This is a genomic window from Serratia sp. KG1D, from assembly GCF_037150675.1.
Classification (GTDB): Bacteria; Pseudomonadota; Gammaproteobacteria; order Enterobacterales; family Enterobacteriaceae; genus Serratia; species Serratia nematodiphila.
This window is the reverse complement of the sequence record NZ_JBAGIH010000001.1, coordinates 995,546-1,013,707: the sequence shown is the minus strand read 5'-3', so window position 1 is coordinate 1,013,707 and position 18,162 is coordinate 995,546. Positions and strand designations below refer to the sequence as shown.

Sequence of the window (18,162 nt, the reverse complement as noted above, 5' to 3'; positions counted from 1 at the left end):
CTGCGGGGCTCCCTGCAAACAGGATGACAATCCATGGGTATAAGGCATGACAAGACAGGAAGGAATGCGGGGGGAATGCGAATTACAAAAACAAAAAAACCGCCTCTCGGCGGTCTACGACATTACTACTTATTGCTTTGATTATTCGGTATTTTTATTCCCTGGTACCCGGGGCGGGACTTGAACCCGCACAGCCATAAGCCGAGGGATTTTAAATCCCTTGTGTCTACCGATTTCACCACCCGGGCTCGGGAAAGTTGGAGGCGCGTTCCGGAGTCGAACCGGACTGGACGGATTTGCAATCCGCTACATAACCGCTTTGTTAACGCGCCTTTATTCTGTTTGCCTTTTCAGGCCAAAGCCGGTGACTCACCCACTTCGTTTTGTTCTTTTCAATCGCGATGTTGAAATTGCTTATCTTAAGCATCTGATTCTTAAGTAATTTATTTCGTTATCGCCGAATCGATGGACTGCATTATGGACTAAACCCCCCACCTTGGCAACCCCCCGAAATAGCAAAAAGTTCTCTAACGCTTTCAACTGCTTATTTTGTGGGCGCACTGTTCACAATGCCAACGGAAAGGCAAGCGGAATGTTGATTTTATATGCATTGGCTCAGGGATTCACGGGCAAATCGGATCTTTTTTCTCGACAGGAATCGCTTACCCGTGCCCTCCCCGGCTTTTCATTTGCTTATGATCATGGGGTACCGGGCAAAGCATCATCATGGGGACATCGCGTAATCTTCGATGCACACGCATAGAGTCGCCGGCAACGGTGAGACAGATTATCTGCCCCGTCACACCTTCTGCTTTCCCTGACCGCAATCCCTCGCCCCTGACAGCGATTGCCGCATCGTTCGGCCGATACATCAAGCCGGCTAAAGCCGGCTACCGAGTTCGAGTAAGAAATCAACAGCCAGTCTGTTTCGGGCAGAAGCATGACGCGCCTTTTCATACACAACAGACAACGGCGCGCCAACGCTGTCAAACTCGTTCAGAACGGTGACAAGCCTGCCTGCAGCTAACGCCGGTGCCACAACGTAATGCGGCGCCTGAAGAATGCCCTGCCCACCTTCAGCCAATGCCAGCAGCACGGCGACGTGATCGCTGGCCAGTGGTCCGATAGGAAAGTGGCGATATGCTTCCCCGGATCGGGAGAATGTCCAGGTACGAAACTGGCCGCTATTGGCCATGATATAGCGTAGGCAAGCATGTTCGCCAAGATCGCCGGGGAAACTGGGTGCACCATGCTGCTGCAGATAAACCGGCGCCGCAACGGTCAGGAAACGATGTGGCGGCAAAGCGCGCGCAACCAGACGAGAATCCGGCACTTCGCCCAACATAACAGCCAGATCGAAACGTTCGGCCGTCATGTCAACATGTCGGTCGGTCAATGTCAGCTCGATATCTAGTCCCGGATGGGCAACCAGCCACTCGCTGAGTGCCGGCGCAACCACGCATTGACCAAAACTCACTGGTACACAAATCCGCAGTTTTCCGCGCCACGGTTGGGCGCTACCACCCAGCAGACTGCGTGCGTCCTCAATGGCCGTCATGCCGTGCCGGCAAACGTCGAAGAAAACTTCGCCATCGCCGGTCAATGTGATCTGCCGCGGTGAGCGGTGGAATAATTTCACGCCAAGTTCTGCTTCCAGACGCGCCACCGACTTGCTCACCGCAGAAGGCGTAATACGCAGCACACGTGCAGCGCGCGTGAAGTTACCGGCTTCGGCGGCTCTGACAAAGGTGCTGATATCACTGAATGGATCCATTCTTATTATTCCCTTAATTCACAGTAACTTTGATTATAAAGGCATTATCATTCCTGTTCATCATCCATATAGTTATTCCTCCACTAACTGATGAGGGATACAACATGTTGAAATTTACCAACGGTCTGTTTTCGCGACTATGTTTGCTTTCTACTATGGCTGTAACGGCAAGCCAAGCCGCAGCAGCTGCGACTAACTTAATACCGCAACAACAGCCGAAAGAAGAGCGTGCGGCGCTGGTCATGATCGAGTTCGTCAATGAGTGGCTGGATCCGCAAGGTAAGTTGCATGGTTTGATCCAGGACAAGCGATCGCTCGCCCGTTCCCAGGAAGCGGGCAAACGCGCCCTGGAGGCTGCTCGCCAGGCGGGGATGCCAGTCATTCACGCTACGCTGCAACTGTCGCCAGACTACCGTGAACTCGGGCGCAAACCATTTGGGCTACGCGGCGCCATCCCCAAAGCCGGCACCTGGCAAAAACAGGATAAAGGCTGGCAGTTCTATCCACCATTCGCTCCGCGATCAAATGAGTTTGTCATCAGCGGGCGTGCGGGTGCCAGCGCATTCGCCGCCTCCGATTTGGACAACTATCTGCGCGGGCAAGGCATAACCCGGCTGTACCTGGCCGGTTACGCCACCCACGTCTGCATCGAGTCCACATTACGCGCCGCACACGATCTGGGCTATGAGCCAGTGATCCTCAGCGACGCGACGGCCGCTTTCACCGCACAGCAACAGCAACACGTTCTGAACGACGTAGTGCATCATTTTGGCTGGGCCATGATGACACAAGCGTTTATCGAAACTCTGTCTTTCGGCGATCAGACAGCGCTGAAAGCGAGATCCACCAACTCCCCGGAGCCCGCACAATCGCTGCGTCTGCTGACGGCCCCAGGCCAGAAAATCCCCGGCGTCTCCGGCGCTGCGCAAACACAGAGTGGTCTGCTGTTTCTCAGTGGCCATGTCCCAGTAACCGCTGACAACAAAGTTCCTTTAGGGCTGGAGAAGCAATTGGAATTGGCATTCAAGAATTTGAACGACACGCTGCAGCATGCGGGCAGTTCACCCGAAAATATTGTCAGAATGACGCTGTACGTGCGCAATTATCGTCCCGAACAGTTGGCCACAATTCGCAAGATCCGCGATCGTTGGCTCAAAGGGCATGAACCCGCCAGCGCCTTGATCGGCGTAGAAACTCTGTTCCGACAAGATGTGCTGGTCGAAATCGATGCGGTTGCTGTACCCGCCGCATCTCAAACCGCAGTCTGATCCCAATCGTTGTGGTAAGTTGAAGGGCATTTTATCGCACCGCCGCTTTATTAAATGTGGCGGTGCAGTTAGCCTGCGATCGCCTCTACGATAAAAAGGATTTCATCATGCCGCACGCAACCTTATTAGCTCAGTTAAAAGCGCGGTTGGGTGAGCCGCCGGACATCAGCCCTTTCCCCCCGCAAGAACTTGGAAAACTGTGGGCGGACATTCACCGTCTGGCGAACGATGTCGAGCATCCGGAGTTCAGGACGCTGGCGTACCATATCAGGCAACACACCAAAACGTTAGGCAAGGTTCCCGCCTTTGATAACGCTACCGCCATTGACGTTTTGCGCAACCTTGTTTGTTGGGAAGACGCGGTACTTTGCATTGCCGGCTTGACGGCATCGCCATCGCCGACACTGGCCACAGAGCTGCGCCGGATCCTGACTACGGGCGCCCCGCAACAAAAGGAGCCGGCCTTCTGGGCGTTACGGCGTTACGAAGCCCACGTATTAACCAGATATACCGATGATGAGATTCGCTCGCGCCTGCAGCAGGCCGTGATGACGCAGCACGCCCAGGACCCGTATGTGTTAAGTGAGTTCGCCGTGCTCTCTCGCCTCAGCCTCGCCGGCGCCCTGACGCTCTGCCAGTCGCAAACCGCCTACTATCAACCTCAGTCGCTCTACGACGACAGGAACGACATGCAGATTCTGAGCGACGAGCCTGCCTATATGGATTTTGCCCGGACCGCGTTGGAACAGGCGCTCAGGCACCTCGAAGCCATCCGGCGGGCCGAGCTACCCTATAAGGCCGACTGCGCCTTCTCAGTCGATGACGCGCATATTATTGCCCGGGCGGCTCGCATTACGGCGTGGCGAGATGAGCGCTGGTTCGGTCCGTTGATCGAACAGCTATTGCCGCAGGTTGCCGTTGCGCCCACCATGGCCAAGACCGCGCCCTCTCAGGCACTGGCCATCGCCCTGGGACATTCAATTCAGGCGGCACCCACGCCGGAAGGTGTCAAGGCACTGCGCTATACGCTAGAGTCGGTTCGTCATGCCGGGATTAAAAAGAAACTGGGGCGCAATGTAAAACCCGCAGAACGCAACCTGGCCGAACGCCCCGATATGGCGCTGAAATTAAGCGGCCAACTGCCCGCCGGGAAAAGGCAAACCGCCATGCTCGCATCTTGCCTCGAGGCCAGTATGTGGCTAGGCAGTGAGTTCACCTATCATGACTGGCATTCACAGTTGCACAACTCTCCGGCCGGCGCGCCGTTAGCGCATTCTCTGATTTGGCTGGCTCGCTGCCCGGGCCAGCCCGACCGCGTATTTGTGCCGCTGGACGGCGCTCTGGACGCTCACGGGCAGCCCCTGGACTTGCCGAATGACGCCGAGATTCTGCTGTGGCATCCGTTGATGGCGGATGAAGGTGAACGGCAGGCGTGGCGCACATTCATTATCTCACGTCGCATCGCCCAGCCGTTCCGTCAGGCCTACCGCGAGTATTACTTCCGCTCCGCCGATTTTTCCGGGTATTTACTGGCACTTCGCCCACTGTTGGGCCTTGCCCGGCAGCAAGGATGGCATATCGACGCCGGCGGCGTGGGCCTTGCGCGCCGCTTCGGTGAGTATCAGGCGCTGTTCGCCGTGAATGCCAAACTCTATCCTGGAGCCGATGGCTGGGGAGCGTCAGGTGCATTGACGGTCAATCGGCAAATCAACGGGCAGTGGGAGCGTATCGCCCCCGAGGCTCTGCCGGCAATCACGTATTCGGAGATGTGCCGCGCCGCAGATCTGCTAATCAGCCGCACGGCGTTAGCGGAGGGCGATGCCTTGGCCTCCGGCGCTTCGCCGCAACAGCGGGCGCGTCACCTGAGTTATCTGACGGAAACCTCTAACATCGCTAACCTGCGCCGTGAAACGCTACGCCACATTTTCCACCAGCCCATCGCCGCAGGCAGGCTCACCGTAGAGACAAATCATCTGCGCATCGCCGACTATGCGTTGCATCTGGCGACGGGCCGAGTCACCCGCGCCGGCGCACCGGCGGAATTACCGTCAACCCCAAAATCGGGCGGCAAGTCGCCGATCTTTTGGCTACCATACGATGAATCCATCCTGAGTACCATCGTCGACCGCGCAGAGATTTTATTGGCCGCGACAGGCAGCGCCAGCTGATATTCACCTTGCCTTCAGGCATTTCTGACCGAGCGCCCCCATCAGCGGAACGCACGCACCATCAGGTAAAGACTCCCCTACAGTTTCAGGCACGGGAGCGGTGCTTTATTTCCAGGATTGGTCGGCTATCTGGGCCAAAGCAGCGGCCCTGGGCGCCGCTATAGGCATGTTCCTGCGGCGCAGTGCTACTGATAACCCTGTTGTTACCTGAAATCAAAGGCAAGCAGTTGGAATGACAATCGGCAAAATGTTGCAGAGTCAATCAAATGATTGAAATCGTATTGAAAAAGGGGGCACGACGGCTACCGGAGGACAAAACGAAAAAGGGGCCAAAGCCCCTTTTTCTTACCTGCCGAATCATGAAGATTCAACAGGCTAATGTTTGGAGCGGGAAACGAGGCTCGAACTCGCGACCTCAACCTTGGCAAGGTTGCGCTCTACCAACTGAGCTATTCCCGCATTACCAGAACTGACTGATTTCTTTGCTATCTTTCGGCAATTCATCGTTGTCGTCTGATGCGATGCATTCTACTTACCTGACGTGATGAGTCAATAAAATTGTTGGCACACCACGATCGTTTGCCGCTTTTTGCAGCGTATCGATCACGGTTCCAGCAAATCGTTGCGTGCCGCGTTCAAATATTGGAACATCGACCAGAAAGTCAGCACCGCCGCGATATACAACAAGCCAATCGCCACATACTCTACGGAACGATCCGGCCGCCACAGCAAGCCCACCAGCGACATCATCTGCGCCATGGTTTTCACTTTGCCGATCCAGGACACCGCCACGCTGCTGCGTTTGCCAATTTCCGCCATCCACTCGCGCAGCGACGAAATGATGATTTCACGGGCGATCATGGTGGCCGCCGGCAGCGTGATCCACCAGCTGTGGTAGTGCTCCGCCACCAGCACCAGCGCCACCGCCACCATCACTTTGTCCGCGACCGGATCCAAAAACGCCCCGAAGCGCGTCGTTTGTTTCCAGCGACGTGCCAGGAAGCCGTCAAACCAGTCGGTGACGGCGGCAAACACAAAGATAACGGCGCAAACCATCGGAGCCCAGTTGAACGGCAGATAAAACGCCAGCACAAAGAATGGGATCAGAACTACGCGAAACAGGGTAAGCCAAGTCGGTATATTCAATTGCATAATGCTACGGTAACTATCTGGCTAGAGTGGAAATTAAGAGTATGTTGCTACATTGCCCTCAGTGTTTCAATGCATTGTAGATCTTTTCTGCCAATGCTTGTGAAATACCCGGCACTTTTGCAATTTCCTCCACGCTGGCGTTCAACAAAGGTTGCAGTCCGCCCATATACTTCAACAGCACCTGGCGCCGTTTCGGCCCTACGCCTTCAATCAGCTCCAATGCGCTGGTATTCCTGACTTTCGCCCTTCTCTGCCGGTGACCGGTAATGGCATGATTGTGCGAATCGTCGCGGATGTGTTGGATCACATGCAGCGCCGGCGAATCCGGCGGCAGAGAAATCCCTTCACCTTCCGGCACGAAGAACAACGTTTCTAACCCTGCCTTGCGGTCGGCGCCTTTGGCGATGCCGATCAACAGCGGCTTATTCTTGTCCCAGGTAACATTCAGCGATTTGAATACGTCGATCGCCATGCCGAGCTGCCCTTTACCGCCGTCGATGAAGATGACATCCGGGATCTTTTTCTCTTCCAGCGCCTTGCCGTAACGGCGCTTCAGCACCTGCGTCATCGCCGCGTAGTCATCGCCAGGAGTAATGCCGCTGATATTGTAACGCCGATACTCCGCTCGCACGGGGCCGTTTCCGTCGAACACCACGCACGAAGCCACGGTCTGCTCACCCATGGTATGGCTGATATCGAAGCACTCCATACGGTTGATTTCCGTCAGGTTCAGCACTTTGGCCAATTCCGCCAGCCGCTGATGGATCGTCGACTGTTGCGACAGCCTGGTGGTCAACGCCGTTGCCGCGTTGGTGCGCGCCAGTTTCAGATAACGGGCGCGATCGCCGCGCGGTTTGCTTTGAATTTGGATCTTGCGCCCCGCCAACTCGGAGAGCGATTCCGCAAGCAGGTCTTTTTCCGGCAGGCTGAAATCCAGCAGGATCTCGCCGGGCAGCGTACGCGCCTGGCTGCCTTGCAGATAGAACTGGCCGACAAAGGTCTGCACCACCTCACCCATATCCGTGCCGCCCGGCACTTTAGGGAAATAGCTGCGGCTGCCCAGCACCTTGCCCTGACGGATGAACAGCACGTGCAGGCACGCCATACCGGCATCGAACGCCACGCCGATCACGTCCAGATCGTCGCTGTCGCCCGACACGAACTGCCGTTCGGTAACGCGGCGCACAGCCTGAATTTGATCGCGAATGCGCGCCGCTTCTTCGAAATTAAGCAGTTTGCTGGCTTCTTCCATACGCTCAATCAGCTGGTGCAATACCTGCTGATCTTTGCCAGAAAGAAACAGCCGCACGTAGTCCACCTGCTGCCGGTACTCTTCTTCGCTCACCAGCCCGGCAACACAAGGCCCCAGACAGCGGCCGATCTGATACTGCAGGCACGGACGCGAACGGTTGCGATACACGCTGTTTTCGCACTGGCGGATTGGGAACAGCTTCTGCAGCAGCGCCAGCGTCTCGCGCACGGCGTAAGAGTTGGGGAAAGGCCCGAAATATTCGCCTTTGGCGTGTTTGGCGCCGCGATGCACAGCCAAACGGGGATGGGTATCCGCACTGAGAAAAATCAGCGGGTAAGATTTATCGTCTCGCAAAAGAACATTATATCGCGGTTGGTACAATTTAATGTAGTTATGTTCCAACAGCAGCGCTTCTGTCTCGGTGTGGGTAACCGTTACGTCTATTTGCGCGATATTTTTAACCAGCGTCTCGGTTTTACGGCTGCTGACCTGCTGCCGAAAATAGCTGGCGAGACGCTTTTTCAGGTCTTTGGCTTTACCGACGTAGATCACCGTACCCGTGGCGTCATACATACGGTAGACGCCGGGCTGGCTGGTGACGGTACTCAGGAAGGCTTTGGCATCAAAACGGTCATTCACTGCTTAACAACGTCTCCGCATTGAACAATCCATGTCGGATGGCCAGGTGAGTCAATTCGACGTCGCCGCTGATATTCAGTTTGCTGAACATGCGGTAACGGTAGCTGTTCACCGTTTTCGGGCTGAGACTCAGTTGTTCCGAGATCTCATTCACTTTTTTGCCTTTGGTGATCATCAACATGATCTGTAACTCGCGTTCAGACAAGCAGCTGAACGGCGTTTCAGCCTGCGGTTCCAACTGACTCAGGGCCATCTGCTGTGCGATATCAGACGCGATATAGCGCTGCCCGGCATGCACGGAACGCAAGGCGTTAATCACTTCCTGCGGCGCGGCGCCCTTGCTCAGGTAACCGGCGGCACCCGCCTGCATCACCTTCGCGGGCAAAGGGTTTTCAGTATGGATGGTCAACATGATGACTTTGACGTCGGGTGCATAACGCACAATCTTGCGCGTGGCTTCCAGCCCACCAATGCCCGGCATATTCATGTCCATCAGCACGATATCGACAGCGTTGCCGCGGCACCATTTTACGGCGTCTTCACCGCACTGAGCCTCACCGACAACTTTTATACCTTTGATATCTTCAAGAATGCGTCGTATCCCTGCGCGCACCAGTTCGTGGTCATCAACAAGAAGAACGCTAATCAAGGAAAAATCTCCAAAAAAAGGGAGTAACGCAATCGGCCTCTGTTTTCGCCAGAGATATTACTTGTTTTTCAGACAAGAATGAACACAGATTAATACATACTTCCGAATAACTTTGCGGAGCAGAGCTGATTTTTCAATTTTAGCCGTCTATGCCGCCGATAAATCGTCACGTCGGAAAAGATCGGGCGACGAAAATAATTTCGTCGCGCTGCGTCTGACACAGGATAGCGCGACAATCATGCCGCGAGGGAGAAATCTGTGTAAGCAATCACGACATGAATAATATTAACACGGCTGTTGGCTGTTTGTAATCATTTGATATTTAAAGGCGTAACAAAATCCGCGGCCAACGTGGGTCCGGCAACCCTCGGTCGAAACTATTATTCCCGGCAAACGCCGGTAAAATCGGCGCCTCCGCCCCCAGTAATTATAATAACCCCGATTGTTCAACAATAACGTACCGGAAAAATACTTGTTAACCACCTCGAAATAACTTGCCGAGAGTAGATGATTCAGACAGGCAACGAGCGAACGTTGCCCACCCGCGAGACCTGAGCAAGCCCGGTGCAGATGACAGACTCATGCTATGCTATACTCCGCGCCCAGTTAAATTCGCCGCCGCGCCCGGGGCTACTTTTTAGCCCGCGCGCGGTGCGCCAAAGCAGCTTGTATCAGGCTACGGCCTCAAAAAATCAGGAGAGAAAATGAGCAACGTTGATTTCACTACGTCTGCAAACCCGGAAATCTTGGCGACCGAGGTTGCCTGCCTCAAAGCTACGCTGACGCTGATCTTGAAGTCGATCGGCCAGGCCGACGCCGGGAAAGTCATCATCAACATGGAACGTTTCATCGCGCAGATTGAAGATCCGACTCAGGCAGAAATCTTCAAGAACAGCATTCAGCAAATCAAGCACGCTTACCGTCAGTAAGCGTTGCGCCCCAGACCCGCACTTCTTGTGGGTCTGCTTTTCACCACGCTACGCCACACCCCATTGATCTTGCACGCGCTTTCGGGCAGTGTGTTGACTTTCCCCCCCACACCCGAGACCGTTATGGGCATCCTTGTCAAAGCGCTGATCGGCGCGCTGGTCGTGGTTCTAATCGGCCTGTTGGCCAAAACGCGCAACTATTATATCGCCGGTTTAGTCCCGCTCTTTCCCACTTTCGCCCTGATTGCGCATTACATTGTCGGCAGCGAACGTTCAATTGCGGCACTGAAAACGACGCTGATTTTCGGCATGTGGGCGGTATTGCCCTACCTGGTATATTTGATTTCGCTGTATTTCCTGATTAACAGTCTGCGGCTGTCGTTAGCGCTGGGTGCGGCGGTATTGTGCTGGATTGCGGCGGCGTGGCTATTAATTACGCTGTGGGGATGGTGGCAAGGGCGTTAACGCCCTTGCCTGGGCTGTTACGGCCGCCCTGCCTGCAACACGAAGCCTCGCTGCCGATCGCCGGCGATGCGCAGATAGCGGCTTTCACCGGCGCGCAGCGTCATCGGCACGCTGCCGCTGGTTTCACGCCAAATACATAGAGAGTTCTCGATCATATCTTGCCCGATACTGACCGAAATATTGCCTGGCGGCACGCGAAACTCTGCTTTTTCTTTTGCCTCGAGTGAAGCGGCAAACTCCCCATTCACATAGACGCCAGTGCGGCAGCTGCCCGCCAGCATTCCGCTGTCGCGCACCACGACCACCGTAGCGTAAGGCGTATCCGGGATATTCTGATAGAGCATCAGACGGCTTGGGGGGGGCAACTCAGCCTGTTGCGGCGGTACGGCTTGAGTCGCACACCCCGTCAGCAGTGCAGAGGCAAATAACAACGCGGCGTAATGCTTCATCCTTGGCTCCTGAAGAAAATAATGCTTATCGTAACAAGAGAATAGCTGTCTCCAGTAGCCTTCATACCGCAGAGACGAAAAAATCGGATAACTTCCCACTCCTCTCACGAACCTGCAGGGATAAGAAGATTCTGCATTAAAGCCATTGAAATAAAGGCGATTCTTGCAGATTTAAAACTTGATCATGCCACGTTGGATATCTGCCGCAAAAGCACCACTGACGTAACTGAAACCATCCTGCGTGACATAAACCCGGGTATGACCGGTCTCTGATAACACCGCCACCATATATCCCAGGCTGATCATTTCATGGGACGGAACGTTCATCGGGGTTAGAAATCCGCGCCCACGGCACCACTGATAAAAGCGGGTTCGCCCATATCCCAACACGGCGCCAACATCGGAGAGGTGCTTAAAAGTATCATAATCCTCTGATGGTGAAGGTAAACCGTCATGACTTTCAGGCGTTTTCTTTATCCCAGACAAAATAAACTCCTTTTTTGACTCTGTCGCGTACGGTTATCCTTCCTCTAAAATGAATTTAAAAAATCCAAATTTAAAATGCAAATGAATTCCCTGTAACTAAAAAGTCTTCCCCAGAAAAAACCTGAAAATAAAACCCCAATAAAAAAACAGAAATAAAAAAATAAGGTATTAATACCGAGCATTAAATCCTTGGTATGGGTAAATATCCTAAATAAAAATAATATTCATACCCGATAAGAAAATGCTTAGCTTGCATATTATTTCCCTCATTAAAACGATGCAATTGCGGTCAGATCATTGCGGCATAAAGAGAATGAATAAAATCAATGCCACATCGTCCAGCCCTCGCCGTGAGGTCGCGGATCCTTACAGACTGCCCTCAATGCGCCACATCCTCTCTCAACGCGGCACTTCCTCAATCACACCTAAACAATAACCATTATCATTTCCAATTGTTCCGCCAGTTTATTACACTTTCCTACCTCGTCAGTTAGGAACATTCCTAGGCTGCGAGCCTCAGGATAGAGAAAGAGTTAGGGACACCATGAAGAATTGCCGTTGTTTGATTGTTTTGCCGTTATTGATGTTGACCGCCTGCACCCAATGGGAAAGGCCTGGCGCGGTTGAGAGTACCCGGAATGCCGAATATGCCGAATGCCGCAGCCGCGGATACGATCGCTTCCCCCCGGACGTGGTGCGGGACGTGGAGTTCAGCTACGAAAACAAATACATTCCTTGCGAGAAGAATAAGAAAGACTGTCCATCGGGATACCGCTACGACAAGGAGCCGTCGATTAAAACAGTGCAGACCGATCGCAATCAGTCCGCCCGAGACGCCACCATCGAAGCCTGTATGTACGGCAAAGGCTGGCGGGAGAAAACCTACTATTGGCCGCAATGGTAATGTGGCGGCGTTTGCCTGGGGCGAGATGCCGCTAACCCATTCAACCATCGTCATCACATCGGTTCAGCCCCAGCGCAACCAGCGTTTCCGTCCTGACCGGCGTTAAAGGCACACGCGGCGACGGTAAAGGCCAGCCCAAAAGCTGCCTCGCCGCCGTTGCGCAGACTTTACCCTGGCATGCCCCCATACCACAGCGGCTGCTCATCTTAGCCGTGTTCCAATCCGGCTGATGGCGTACCTGTTCCAACGTAACGTCTTCGCAGCGGCACAGTAACGTTTGCGGATTGGCCAGCGAATTCAAGCGCTCATCGAGTGCGAAGGCATTTGCCGCCGCCGTGGCGAAACGACGCCACCGCCGCCGCTGCGCCGCCAGGCGCTCTGCCTTTTCCCGCTGCCCGGTGGCGGCATAACCGGCAATGGCGCCTTCAGTGAGCGCCAATTCACTGCCGCCGATGCCGGTACACTCCCCGGCAGCAAAAATTTGCACCTGACTGGTTTGCTGCCAATGATTCACCGCTACGGCGTCATGCTTTATCCGACACCCCAACAGCATCGCCAGCTCAATGTTCGCCACCAGACCAAAACCGCAGGCCAGCCTGTCGCAGGCCACCGTACTTTCCCGCCCGCCGTTATTGACACGCACCGACGCCAAGCGCTCTTGCCCCAAGGCCGCCAGCACCCGGCTACCGGCACGATAATGGCTTGGCATCAGAGAGAAAGCCTGACGCAGCTTGGCCGGCCAGCGCCACAGGCCGCCGGCGAAAGCCGCCAACCGCCACAGCGGCGCCTGCTCCGCCAACATGACCACCTCTCCGCCGGCCTGTTTCACGCTGTCGGCCACCGCCAACAGCAGCGGACCACTGCCGGCGATCACCACTCGCTCGCCACGGATCGCCAACCCCTGCTTGATTTGCGCCTGTAAACCACCGGCGCCGGTCACCCCCGGCAGCGTCCAGCCGGGAAACGGCAACAACAGTTCACGCGCGCCATTGCATAAAATCAGCTTTTGATAGCGAATCACGCCGCAGCCCTCGGCGTCTTCATATGCCAATCGGTTAGCGCCACACTGCGCCACCAGCTTGCAGCCAGACTGCAGCGCAATATTTTCCCGCGCCGCCACCGCCTGCCGATAGCGGTTCGCCGTTTCAGGTAAAGCCACCTGCATCCCGTCGCGCCAGATTTGCCCGCCGGGATGCGGATTATCATCAATCATTCGCACCTGGCCACCACTTTCCGCAGCGGCCAGCGCCGCCGCCATGCCGGCCGGCCCGGCACCGACGATCAGCACCTCACAATTGAAGTTACTCATCATCGTTCCTCTCTATGCGCATGCCGGCTTGGCACAGCGTTTGGCACGCCAGCCGACGCAGGCCGTTAATGGTCACCCGGCACTCCTGACAAAGGCCCATGCCACAAAAGGGAGCCCGCGGTTGGTGTGAAACAGATAACCGACAACGATCGTCGCCGCACAGGCTGAGCGCCGCAGCAACGCTGAGACCAACCGGCACCCGCCGGTGTTCTCCATCGATGCTCAACGCGATCGTATTTTGTCTTTCATTCATACAGGCAACTCCTCGGCGGCAAACGCCCGCGCAGCCAAATACGGGGAATCGTCAATCTCCGGCGTTTGCCGGCCAATCTGCGCAGTAATCAGCGCAGCGCTGCCGAGCGCAGTCGTGACGCCCAATCCCTCATGCCCCAAAGCCAGCCACAGCCAGGAATGCCGCGGATGCACGCCCAACAGCGGCAGCCCGTCGGCAGAGGCGGCGCGCAACCCGGTCCAGCAGCGAATGATGTTCATCTGCGCCAGTGCGGGCAAGAAATGCTGCGCACGCGTAAGCATTGCCGCCAACAGCGGCATGTCCAACGCCGAATCGACGGCGTCGAACTGGCGGGAAGAGCCGATCAGCCATTGTCCGGTGGGCCGCGCCTGCACATTGAAAGCCACCGACGTGCCGTTACTGGCATGCGCGCTGGCGCCATACCCCAGCTCCACCAGTTGATGCCGCACCCGCGGCGGGTAGCGATCGGTGATCGCCAGTTGGCCCTTCTTGGCGTGAAGCAAAGTCTGCGGTAATAGGCTATTGGCCCTAAGGCCGCAGGCCAGGACCACCACCGGCGCGGCCAGACGTCTGCCGTCCGCCAGCCGCACGGCTTCCTCTTCCAACGCTGTCGCTTCACCATGCACCACGTCAATTGCCGCACCACGGTCGGCCAACAGCCAGCGAGCCGCGAGCGGCGCATACAGAATGCCATCGCCCGGCACCCGCAGTCCGCCGGCCAGGCCGTGCCGCAGCATCGGCTCCATGACGGCGATCTGCTCTGCCGTCAGCAGTTCCGCGGCCACGCCCTGCTCCGCCAGCCGCGCCCGCTTTTGCTCGGCGATGGCCATTTCATCCGCTTGATCCGCCAACCACAGCGTACCGCAGCCACGCCAGGCGCAGGCTTCCGGCATGCGCCCCGTCACTTCGCGCCACAACCGCAGCGAATAAGCGCTCAACGCCAGCTCGGCAGGATTATCGTCCATGCAAACCAGATGCCCCATACCGGCGGCGGTGGCGCCGGCGCGGCGGTCGTCCACCACCGAGACACGATACCCTTCCCGCGCCAGCCGCCAGGCGCAAGCGGCGCCGATGATACCGGCACCGACCACGATGACATCGGCTCCCCGCTCGGCGCCCATCAGCGTATCCCCCAGACGAAGGGATCGCGTTCGTCGAGCAGCAGTTGGCTATCGGCGCACACGTAGGCCTGCCCGCGAATAAAGGGGGCAATGCGATCGCCGTTCCAACGATAATAGGCCTGGAATTCGCTGCCGATCACGCTGGCCTGCCGCCACTGCGTGTCCGGCGGCAGTTTGCCGTCCGCCGCCAGACACGCCAGTTTGGCGCTGGTGCCGGTACCGCACGGAGAACGGTCATAGGCTTTGCCGGGGCACAGCACGAAGCTGCGGCTGTCGGCCTGCGGATCGTCACCGAACAGTTCGATATGGTCTATCGCTCCGCCGTCTTCACCGCGGATGCCCGCCTGTTCCAGCGTTTGCCGCACCGCCCAGGTGAACGCGGTCAAGGCCTCCAGATTGTGTTTATCGATGGGCAACGGTGACTCGCCGATCAGGAAGAACCAGTTGCCCCCCCAGGCGATGTCACCCGTCACTGCCCCGTGACCGGCAACCTCAAGCCGCACCTGGCGGCGATAGCGATAAGCCGCCACGTTCTCCACCGTGACGCTGCCGTCATCATGCAGCGTGGCGCTTACCGGGCCGACCGGGGTCTCGATCAGGTGGCGCCCGGCGTGGATGCGCCCCAGATGAGCCAGCGAAGCGATCAGCCCGATAGTGCCGTGTCCGCACATGCCCAGATAGCCGCTGTTGTTAAAGAAGATCACCCCGGCGGTGGCCTGTGGCGAGCAGGGGCGGCACAGCAACGCCCCCACCAGCACGTCATTGCCACGCGGTTCGAGCATCACCGCGCAGCGCCAATCATCATAATGTTGTGCGAAACGCGCCCGCCGTTCCGCCATGCTACCCTCGCCGAGATCGGGAAAACCTTCCACGATCAGGCGGGTCGGCTCTCCGCCGGTATGAGAATCGATCGCCCGCAAAGCGGTGATATGCGCAGAAAGTGCCATCGGCGTCTCCTGGGTTAATGAGATGTTACCAATGGCATTAGCCTGAACGAATGTGAGCATGACGGCTTGATGCGTTTCGGCGCAGCGAATGAAGAAATCAGCACAGTGACAAACGTCAGGCCTGACGCGTCGCGGGTATGAGTTTAACGGTTGTCATAATAATGACTTATTTATCATGTCGTTATTTTCATGCTAAACCCTTGCGTAGCGAGAAACGCCGCAGTTTTCAAGCAACCGCCAAACACCGTCCGGCAAAAGTATGCGGCAATCCGCATATTTGGCAGCCCGCCGGAAATAGCGCTTGCTTCGTTACAAAAAAGTTAATATTGATGCGAAAGCGCCAACCTGGCTCGCCTGTTTTTCCGGCTAACGACCGAAAAGGGACTGTTATGCGATCCACTTCAGACTATCCGCCTCCGGTTTCTCTCTCGCCGCCTTCGCTTGTGGGGCTGCCGGAGCAGGAGGACGTTTTTGCCGTCGAACATCTGTCGCGCCTGTGCGACGGACTGGCGCAGCAGCGCCCGAACAACCTGCGCGATCTGCTGAATACGCTGGCGCTGATCGCGCCGTTGCTGAACGCGATCCCCAACGTGGTGTTCTTTATCAAAGACGCCCAGGCTCGCTACCTGCTGGCCAACCTGACGCTGGCCAGGCGCTGCGGTTTCAAAACCGTCACGCCGCTGCTGGGCAAAACCTCCGCCGACGTTTTTCCCGCTCAGCTCGGATCCGGCTATACCGAGCAGGATCTGCGGGTATTGCGCCACGGCGTGCTGATCCAGGATCAGCTGGAAATGCACCTGTACAACGGCCGAGAAACCGGCTGGTGCCTGACGCAAAAGCTGGCGCTGTATGACGCGCAGGGAAAAATCATCGGTATGGCGGGTATTTCTCACGATCTGCAGGAGGCCAGAGCCAATCACCCGGCCTACCAGCGGCTGGCGGCGATCGACGTGCATATCCGCCGCCACTACGCCAGACCGATCGCGCTTGAAGAGCTGACGGCGCTGACCGGGTTATCGGTGGCGCAGATCGAACGCTACTGCAAACGTATCTTCCACCTCACCCCGCGCCAGATGATCCACAAAGTGCGGCTGGAAAAGGCCACGGAACTCCTGGCCGGCGATCTGCCGATCACGGACATCGCGCTGCAGTGCGGCTATACCGATCACAGCGCCTTCAGCCGTCAGTTCAAAGCGATGACCGGCTCCACGCCGCGCGATTTTCGCCTGACGCTTTCCGCTTAACGCGCTGATTTACCCCGTTAACCCTCTCTTCTCACGGCGTACCGACGCCCGATTTTTCACGCCCGTTTTCCGCCGCGATTGTGCCAATTTCGTCGCGGCAATCGGCGAAAAGCGTCAAGCCTCCCTGCGCAATACCGGTCAATCTGTCGGTGAGCCTTACCAAAGATTCACTTTTCATTAACACTTTCGGACGACAGGACAAACACGATGAGCCATAAAACTCTAAGCTGGAGCGGCGTATTCCCGGCGGTGACGACCCAATTTCGCAACGATTTCTCTCTGGATCTCGACGCCACCCATACGGTGATCAAAAACCTGGTGCGCGACGGCGTCTCCGGCCTGGTGGTGTGCGGCACCGTCGGTGAAAATACCTCGATGACAGTGCAGGAGAAGCTGGCGGTGATCGAGGTGGCGAAAGACGCCGCCGGCGGTAAAGTGCCGGTGATCGCCGGCATCGCCGAGTTCACCACCGCCTTCGCGCAGAACATGGCGCGTGAAGCGCAAAAGGCCGGCGTCGACGGGATTATGGTGATGCCGGCGCTGGTCTACTCCGCCAAACCGCACGAAACCGCCGCGCACTTCCGCAGCGTCGCTGGCGCGACCGATCTGCCGATAATGGTCTACAACAACCCTCCCATTTACAAAAATGACGTCACGCCCGACATTCTGACCTCGCTGGTCGACTGCGAGAACATCGTGTGCTTCAAAGACTCGTCGGGCGATACCCGCCGCTTTATCGACCTGCGCAATGAAGTCGGCGATCGCTTCGTGCTGTTCGCCGGGTTGGACGATGTGGTGCTGGAAAGCATCGCCGTCGGCGCGCAAGGCTGGATCTCCGGCATGTCCAATGCCTTCCCGCGCGAAGGGGAAACCCTGTTCCGGCTGGCGAAGGAAAGACGCTATGAGGAAGCGTTGGCGCTATACAGCTGGTTTATGCCACTGCTGCACCTCGATGCCCGCCCCGATCTGGTGCAGTGCATCAAACTCTGCGAACAGCGGGTCGGCCGCGGCAGCGCTGTCACTCGCCCTCCGCGCCTGGCGCTGCAGGGAGAAACGCTCACCGAGATCAACGCCGTGATCGATAAAGCGCTGGCCACCCGCCCTGCGCTGCCGAACGTCGGCCTGTGACGCCTTCATCGCCCGGCCATGCCGG

At 56.8% G+C, this 18,162-nt stretch carries 18 protein-coding genes, 3 tRNA genes and 1 pseudogene; 8 read left to right on the top strand and 14 right to left on the bottom strand.

The genetic code is table 11. From position 1 onward, the window contains the following. Window positions 1–162: 162 nt before the first annotated feature. The 3 genes from WFM45_RS04900 to WFM45_RS04890 form a co-directional block, all read right to left on the bottom strand. Window positions 163–248, bottom strand: a tRNA-Leu gene (locus WFM45_RS04900). Between the two features lie 10 nt (window positions 249–258). Next, window positions 259–332 (bottom strand) — tRNA-Cys (locus WFM45_RS04895). 548 nt (window positions 333–880) lie between these two features. Next, on the bottom strand, window positions 881–1,774 hold the full coding sequence (locus WFM45_RS04890; protein ID WP_336954859.1) for a LysR family transcriptional regulator: 894 nt from the start codon (window positions 1,772–1,774) through the stop codon (window positions 881–883). Window positions 1,775–1,878: 104 nt separating this feature from the next. On the opposite strand from WFM45_RS04890, the gene WFM45_RS04885 reads away from it, so the two are divergent. From WFM45_RS04885 to WFM45_RS04875, 3 genes and pseudogenes are all read left to right on the top strand, one after another. Further along, window positions 1,879–3,042 (top strand): isochorismatase family protein, encoded by a 1,164-nt coding sequence (locus WFM45_RS04885; protein ID WP_336954858.1) that lies wholly within the window; start codon window positions 1,879–1,881, stop codon window positions 3,040–3,042. 62 nt (window positions 3,043–3,104) lie between these two features. Further along, on the top strand, window positions 3,105–5,210 hold the full coding sequence (locus WFM45_RS04880; protein WP_336954857.1) for a DUF4132 domain-containing protein: 2,106 nt from the start codon (window positions 3,105–3,107) through the stop codon (window positions 5,208–5,210). A gap of 78 nt (window positions 5,211–5,288) precedes the next feature. Beyond that, window positions 5,289–5,446, top strand: a pseudogene (locus WFM45_RS04875) (MFS transporter); the annotation flags it as partial. Window positions 5,447–5,593: 147 nt separating this feature from the next. Here WFM45_RS04875 and WFM45_RS04870 read toward each other — a convergent pair. The 4 genes from WFM45_RS04870 to uvrY form a co-directional block, all read right to left on the bottom strand. Next, window positions 5,594–5,669 (bottom strand) — tRNA-Gly (locus WFM45_RS04870). A gap of 144 nt (window positions 5,670–5,813) precedes the next feature. After that, window positions 5,814–6,362 carry a CDP-diacylglycerol--glycerol-3-phosphate 3-phosphatidyltransferase gene (gene pgsA, locus WFM45_RS04865; protein ID WP_004927937.1) on the bottom strand — a complete coding sequence of 183 codons (549 nt, stop codon included), beginning with the start codon at window positions 6,360–6,362 and terminating at the stop codon, window positions 5,814–5,816. Between the two features lie 58 nt (window positions 6,363–6,420). Beyond that, a complete protein-coding gene (gene uvrC, locus WFM45_RS04860) occupies window positions 6,421–8,253 on the bottom strand; it encodes an excinuclease ABC subunit UvrC (RefSeq protein ID WP_015377403.1) in 1,833 nt (610 codons plus the stop codon). After that, entirely contained in the window at window positions 8,246–8,902 is a 657-nt protein-coding gene (gene uvrY, locus WFM45_RS04855) for a UvrY/SirA/GacA family response regulator transcription factor (protein ID WP_004927947.1), read from the bottom strand. Before uvrY ends, uvrC begins: the two co-directional genes overlap by 8 nt. 704 nt (window positions 8,903–9,606) lie before the next feature. Between uvrY and WFM45_RS04850 the strand changes: the two genes are divergently transcribed. Both WFM45_RS04850 and WFM45_RS04845 read left to right on the top strand, forming a co-directional pair. Then, the gene (locus WFM45_RS04850; RefSeq protein WP_004927950.1) at window positions 9,607–9,831 is read left to right on the top strand and encodes a DUF2594 family protein; all 225 of its coding nucleotides are present in this window, start codon (window positions 9,607–9,609) and stop codon (window positions 9,829–9,831) included. 123 nt (window positions 9,832–9,954) lie between these two features. Then, window positions 9,955–10,296 carry a GlpM family protein gene (locus WFM45_RS04845; protein WP_004927953.1) on the top strand — a complete coding sequence of 114 codons (342 nt, stop codon included), beginning with the start codon at window positions 9,955–9,957 and terminating at the stop codon, window positions 10,294–10,296. A gap of 17 nt (window positions 10,297–10,313) precedes the next feature. Here WFM45_RS04845 and WFM45_RS04840 read toward each other — a convergent pair whose 3' ends face one another. Both WFM45_RS04840 and WFM45_RS04835 read right to left on the bottom strand, forming a co-directional pair. After that, window positions 10,314–10,745 (bottom strand): hypothetical protein, encoded by a 432-nt coding sequence (locus tag WFM45_RS04840; RefSeq protein ID WP_028128013.1) that lies wholly within the window; start codon window positions 10,743–10,745, stop codon window positions 10,314–10,316. Window positions 10,746–10,916: 171 nt separating this feature from the next. After that, the gene (locus tag WFM45_RS04835) at window positions 10,917–11,231 is read right to left on the bottom strand and encodes a hypothetical protein (RefSeq protein ID WP_033633390.1); all 315 of its coding nucleotides are present in this window, start codon (window positions 11,229–11,231) and stop codon (window positions 10,917–10,919) included. A gap of 544 nt (window positions 11,232–11,775) precedes the next feature. Here WFM45_RS04835 and WFM45_RS04830 point away from each other — a divergent pair. Next, window positions 11,776–12,135 (top strand): hypothetical protein, encoded by a 360-nt coding sequence (locus WFM45_RS04830; RefSeq protein ID WP_004927961.1) that lies wholly within the window; start codon window positions 11,776–11,778, stop codon window positions 12,133–12,135. Window positions 12,136–12,175: 40 nt separating this feature from the next. On the opposite strand, the gene WFM45_RS04825 is transcribed toward WFM45_RS04830, so the two are convergent. The 4 genes from WFM45_RS04825 to WFM45_RS04810 are packed head-to-tail and all read right to left on the bottom strand — an operon-like array spanning window position 12,176 to window position 15,765. Beyond that, window positions 12,176–13,444, bottom strand: coding sequence for an FAD-dependent oxidoreductase (locus tag WFM45_RS04825; RefSeq protein ID WP_156865459.1), 1,269 nt, complete (start codon window positions 13,442–13,444; stop codon window positions 12,176–12,178). Beyond that, window positions 13,437–13,697 carry a (2Fe-2S)-binding protein gene (locus tag WFM45_RS04820; RefSeq protein WP_072062300.1) on the bottom strand — a complete coding sequence of 87 codons (261 nt, stop codon included), beginning with the start codon at window positions 13,695–13,697 and terminating at the stop codon, window positions 13,437–13,439. The genes WFM45_RS04825 and WFM45_RS04820 overlap by 8 nt, the downstream gene beginning before the upstream one ends. Further along, the gene (locus tag WFM45_RS04815) at window positions 13,694–14,818 is read right to left on the bottom strand and encodes an NAD(P)/FAD-dependent oxidoreductase (RefSeq protein WP_048322837.1); all 1,125 of its coding nucleotides are present in this window, start codon (window positions 14,816–14,818) and stop codon (window positions 13,694–13,696) included. Before WFM45_RS04815 ends, WFM45_RS04820 begins: the two co-directional genes overlap by 4 nt. Further along, entirely contained in the window at window positions 14,818–15,765 is a 948-nt protein-coding gene (locus tag WFM45_RS04810) for a 4-hydroxyproline epimerase (RefSeq protein ID WP_033633393.1), read from the bottom strand. The genes WFM45_RS04815 and WFM45_RS04810 overlap by 1 nt, the downstream gene beginning before the upstream one ends. Window positions 15,766–16,154: 389 nt before the next feature. Between WFM45_RS04810 and WFM45_RS04805 the strand changes: the two genes are divergently transcribed. Further along, complete coding sequence (locus tag WFM45_RS04805) at window positions 16,155–17,009, top strand: AraC family transcriptional regulator (RefSeq protein WP_031300114.1); 855 nt, start codon at window positions 16,155–16,157, stop codon at window positions 17,007–17,009. A 31-nt stretch (window positions 17,010–17,040) separates the two neighbouring features. Here WFM45_RS04805 and WFM45_RS04800 read toward each other — a convergent pair whose 3' ends face one another. Then, entirely contained in the window at window positions 17,041–17,187 is a 147-nt protein-coding gene (locus tag WFM45_RS04800) for a hypothetical protein (RefSeq protein ID WP_153303148.1), read from the bottom strand. 29 nt (window positions 17,188–17,216) lie between these two features. Here WFM45_RS04800 and WFM45_RS04795 point away from each other — a divergent pair, with 29 nt between their 5' ends. Next, window positions 17,217–18,137, top strand: a complete 921-nt coding sequence (locus tag WFM45_RS04795; RefSeq protein ID WP_336954856.1) for a dihydrodipicolinate synthase family protein — start codon at window positions 17,217–17,219, stop codon at window positions 18,135–18,137. The last annotated feature ends 25 nt before the right edge of the window (window positions 18,138–18,162 follow it).

What these genes read in the sequence shown, in the direction of transcription:
- WFM45_RS04890 (WP_336954859.1), bottom strand. Translation starts at nt 1,774, where the DNA reads ATGGATCCATTCAGTGATATCAGCACCTTTGTCAGAGCCGCCGAAGCC.
- WFM45_RS04885 (WP_336954858.1), top strand. Translation starts at nt 1,879, where the DNA reads ATGTTGAAATTTACCAACGGTCTGTTTTCGCGACTATGTTTGCTTTCT.
- pgsA (WP_004927937.1), bottom strand. Translation starts at nt 6,362, where the DNA reads ATGCAATTGAATATACCGACTTGGCTTACCCTGTTTCGCGTAGTTCTG.
- WFM45_RS04850 (WP_004927950.1), top strand. Translation starts at nt 9,607, where the DNA reads ATGAGCAACGTTGATTTCACTACGTCTGCAAACCCGGAAATCTTGGCG.
- WFM45_RS04845 (WP_004927953.1), top strand. Translation starts at nt 9,955, where the DNA reads ATGGGCATCCTTGTCAAAGCGCTGATCGGCGCGCTGGTCGTGGTTCTA.
- WFM45_RS04840 (WP_028128013.1), bottom strand. Translation starts at nt 10,745, where the DNA reads ATGAAGCATTACGCCGCGTTGTTATTTGCCTCTGCACTGCTGACGGGG.
- WFM45_RS04830 (WP_004927961.1), top strand. Translation starts at nt 11,776, where the DNA reads ATGAAGAATTGCCGTTGTTTGATTGTTTTGCCGTTATTGATGTTGACC.
- WFM45_RS04825 (WP_156865459.1), bottom strand. Translation starts at nt 13,444, where the DNA reads ATGAGTAACTTCAATTGTGAGGTGCTGATCGTCGGTGCCGGGCCGGCC.
- WFM45_RS04820 (WP_072062300.1), bottom strand. Translation starts at nt 13,697, where the DNA reads ATGAATGAAAGACAAAATACGATCGCGTTGAGCATCGATGGAGAACAC.
- WFM45_RS04815 (WP_048322837.1), bottom strand. Translation starts at nt 14,818, where the DNA reads ATGGGCGCCGAGCGGGGAGCCGATGTCATCGTGGTCGGTGCCGGTATC.
- WFM45_RS04810 (WP_033633393.1), bottom strand. Translation starts at nt 15,765, where the DNA reads ATGGCACTTTCTGCGCATATCACCGCTTTGCGGGCGATCGATTCTCAT.
- WFM45_RS04805 (WP_031300114.1), top strand. Translation starts at nt 16,155, where the DNA reads ATGCGATCCACTTCAGACTATCCGCCTCCGGTTTCTCTCTCGCCGCCT.
- WFM45_RS04800 (WP_153303148.1), bottom strand. Translation starts at nt 17,187, where the DNA reads ATGAAAAGTGAATCTTTGGTAAGGCTCACCGACAGATTGACCGGTATT.
- WFM45_RS04795 (WP_336954856.1), top strand. Translation starts at nt 17,217, where the DNA reads ATGAGCCATAAAACTCTAAGCTGGAGCGGCGTATTCCCGGCGGTGACG.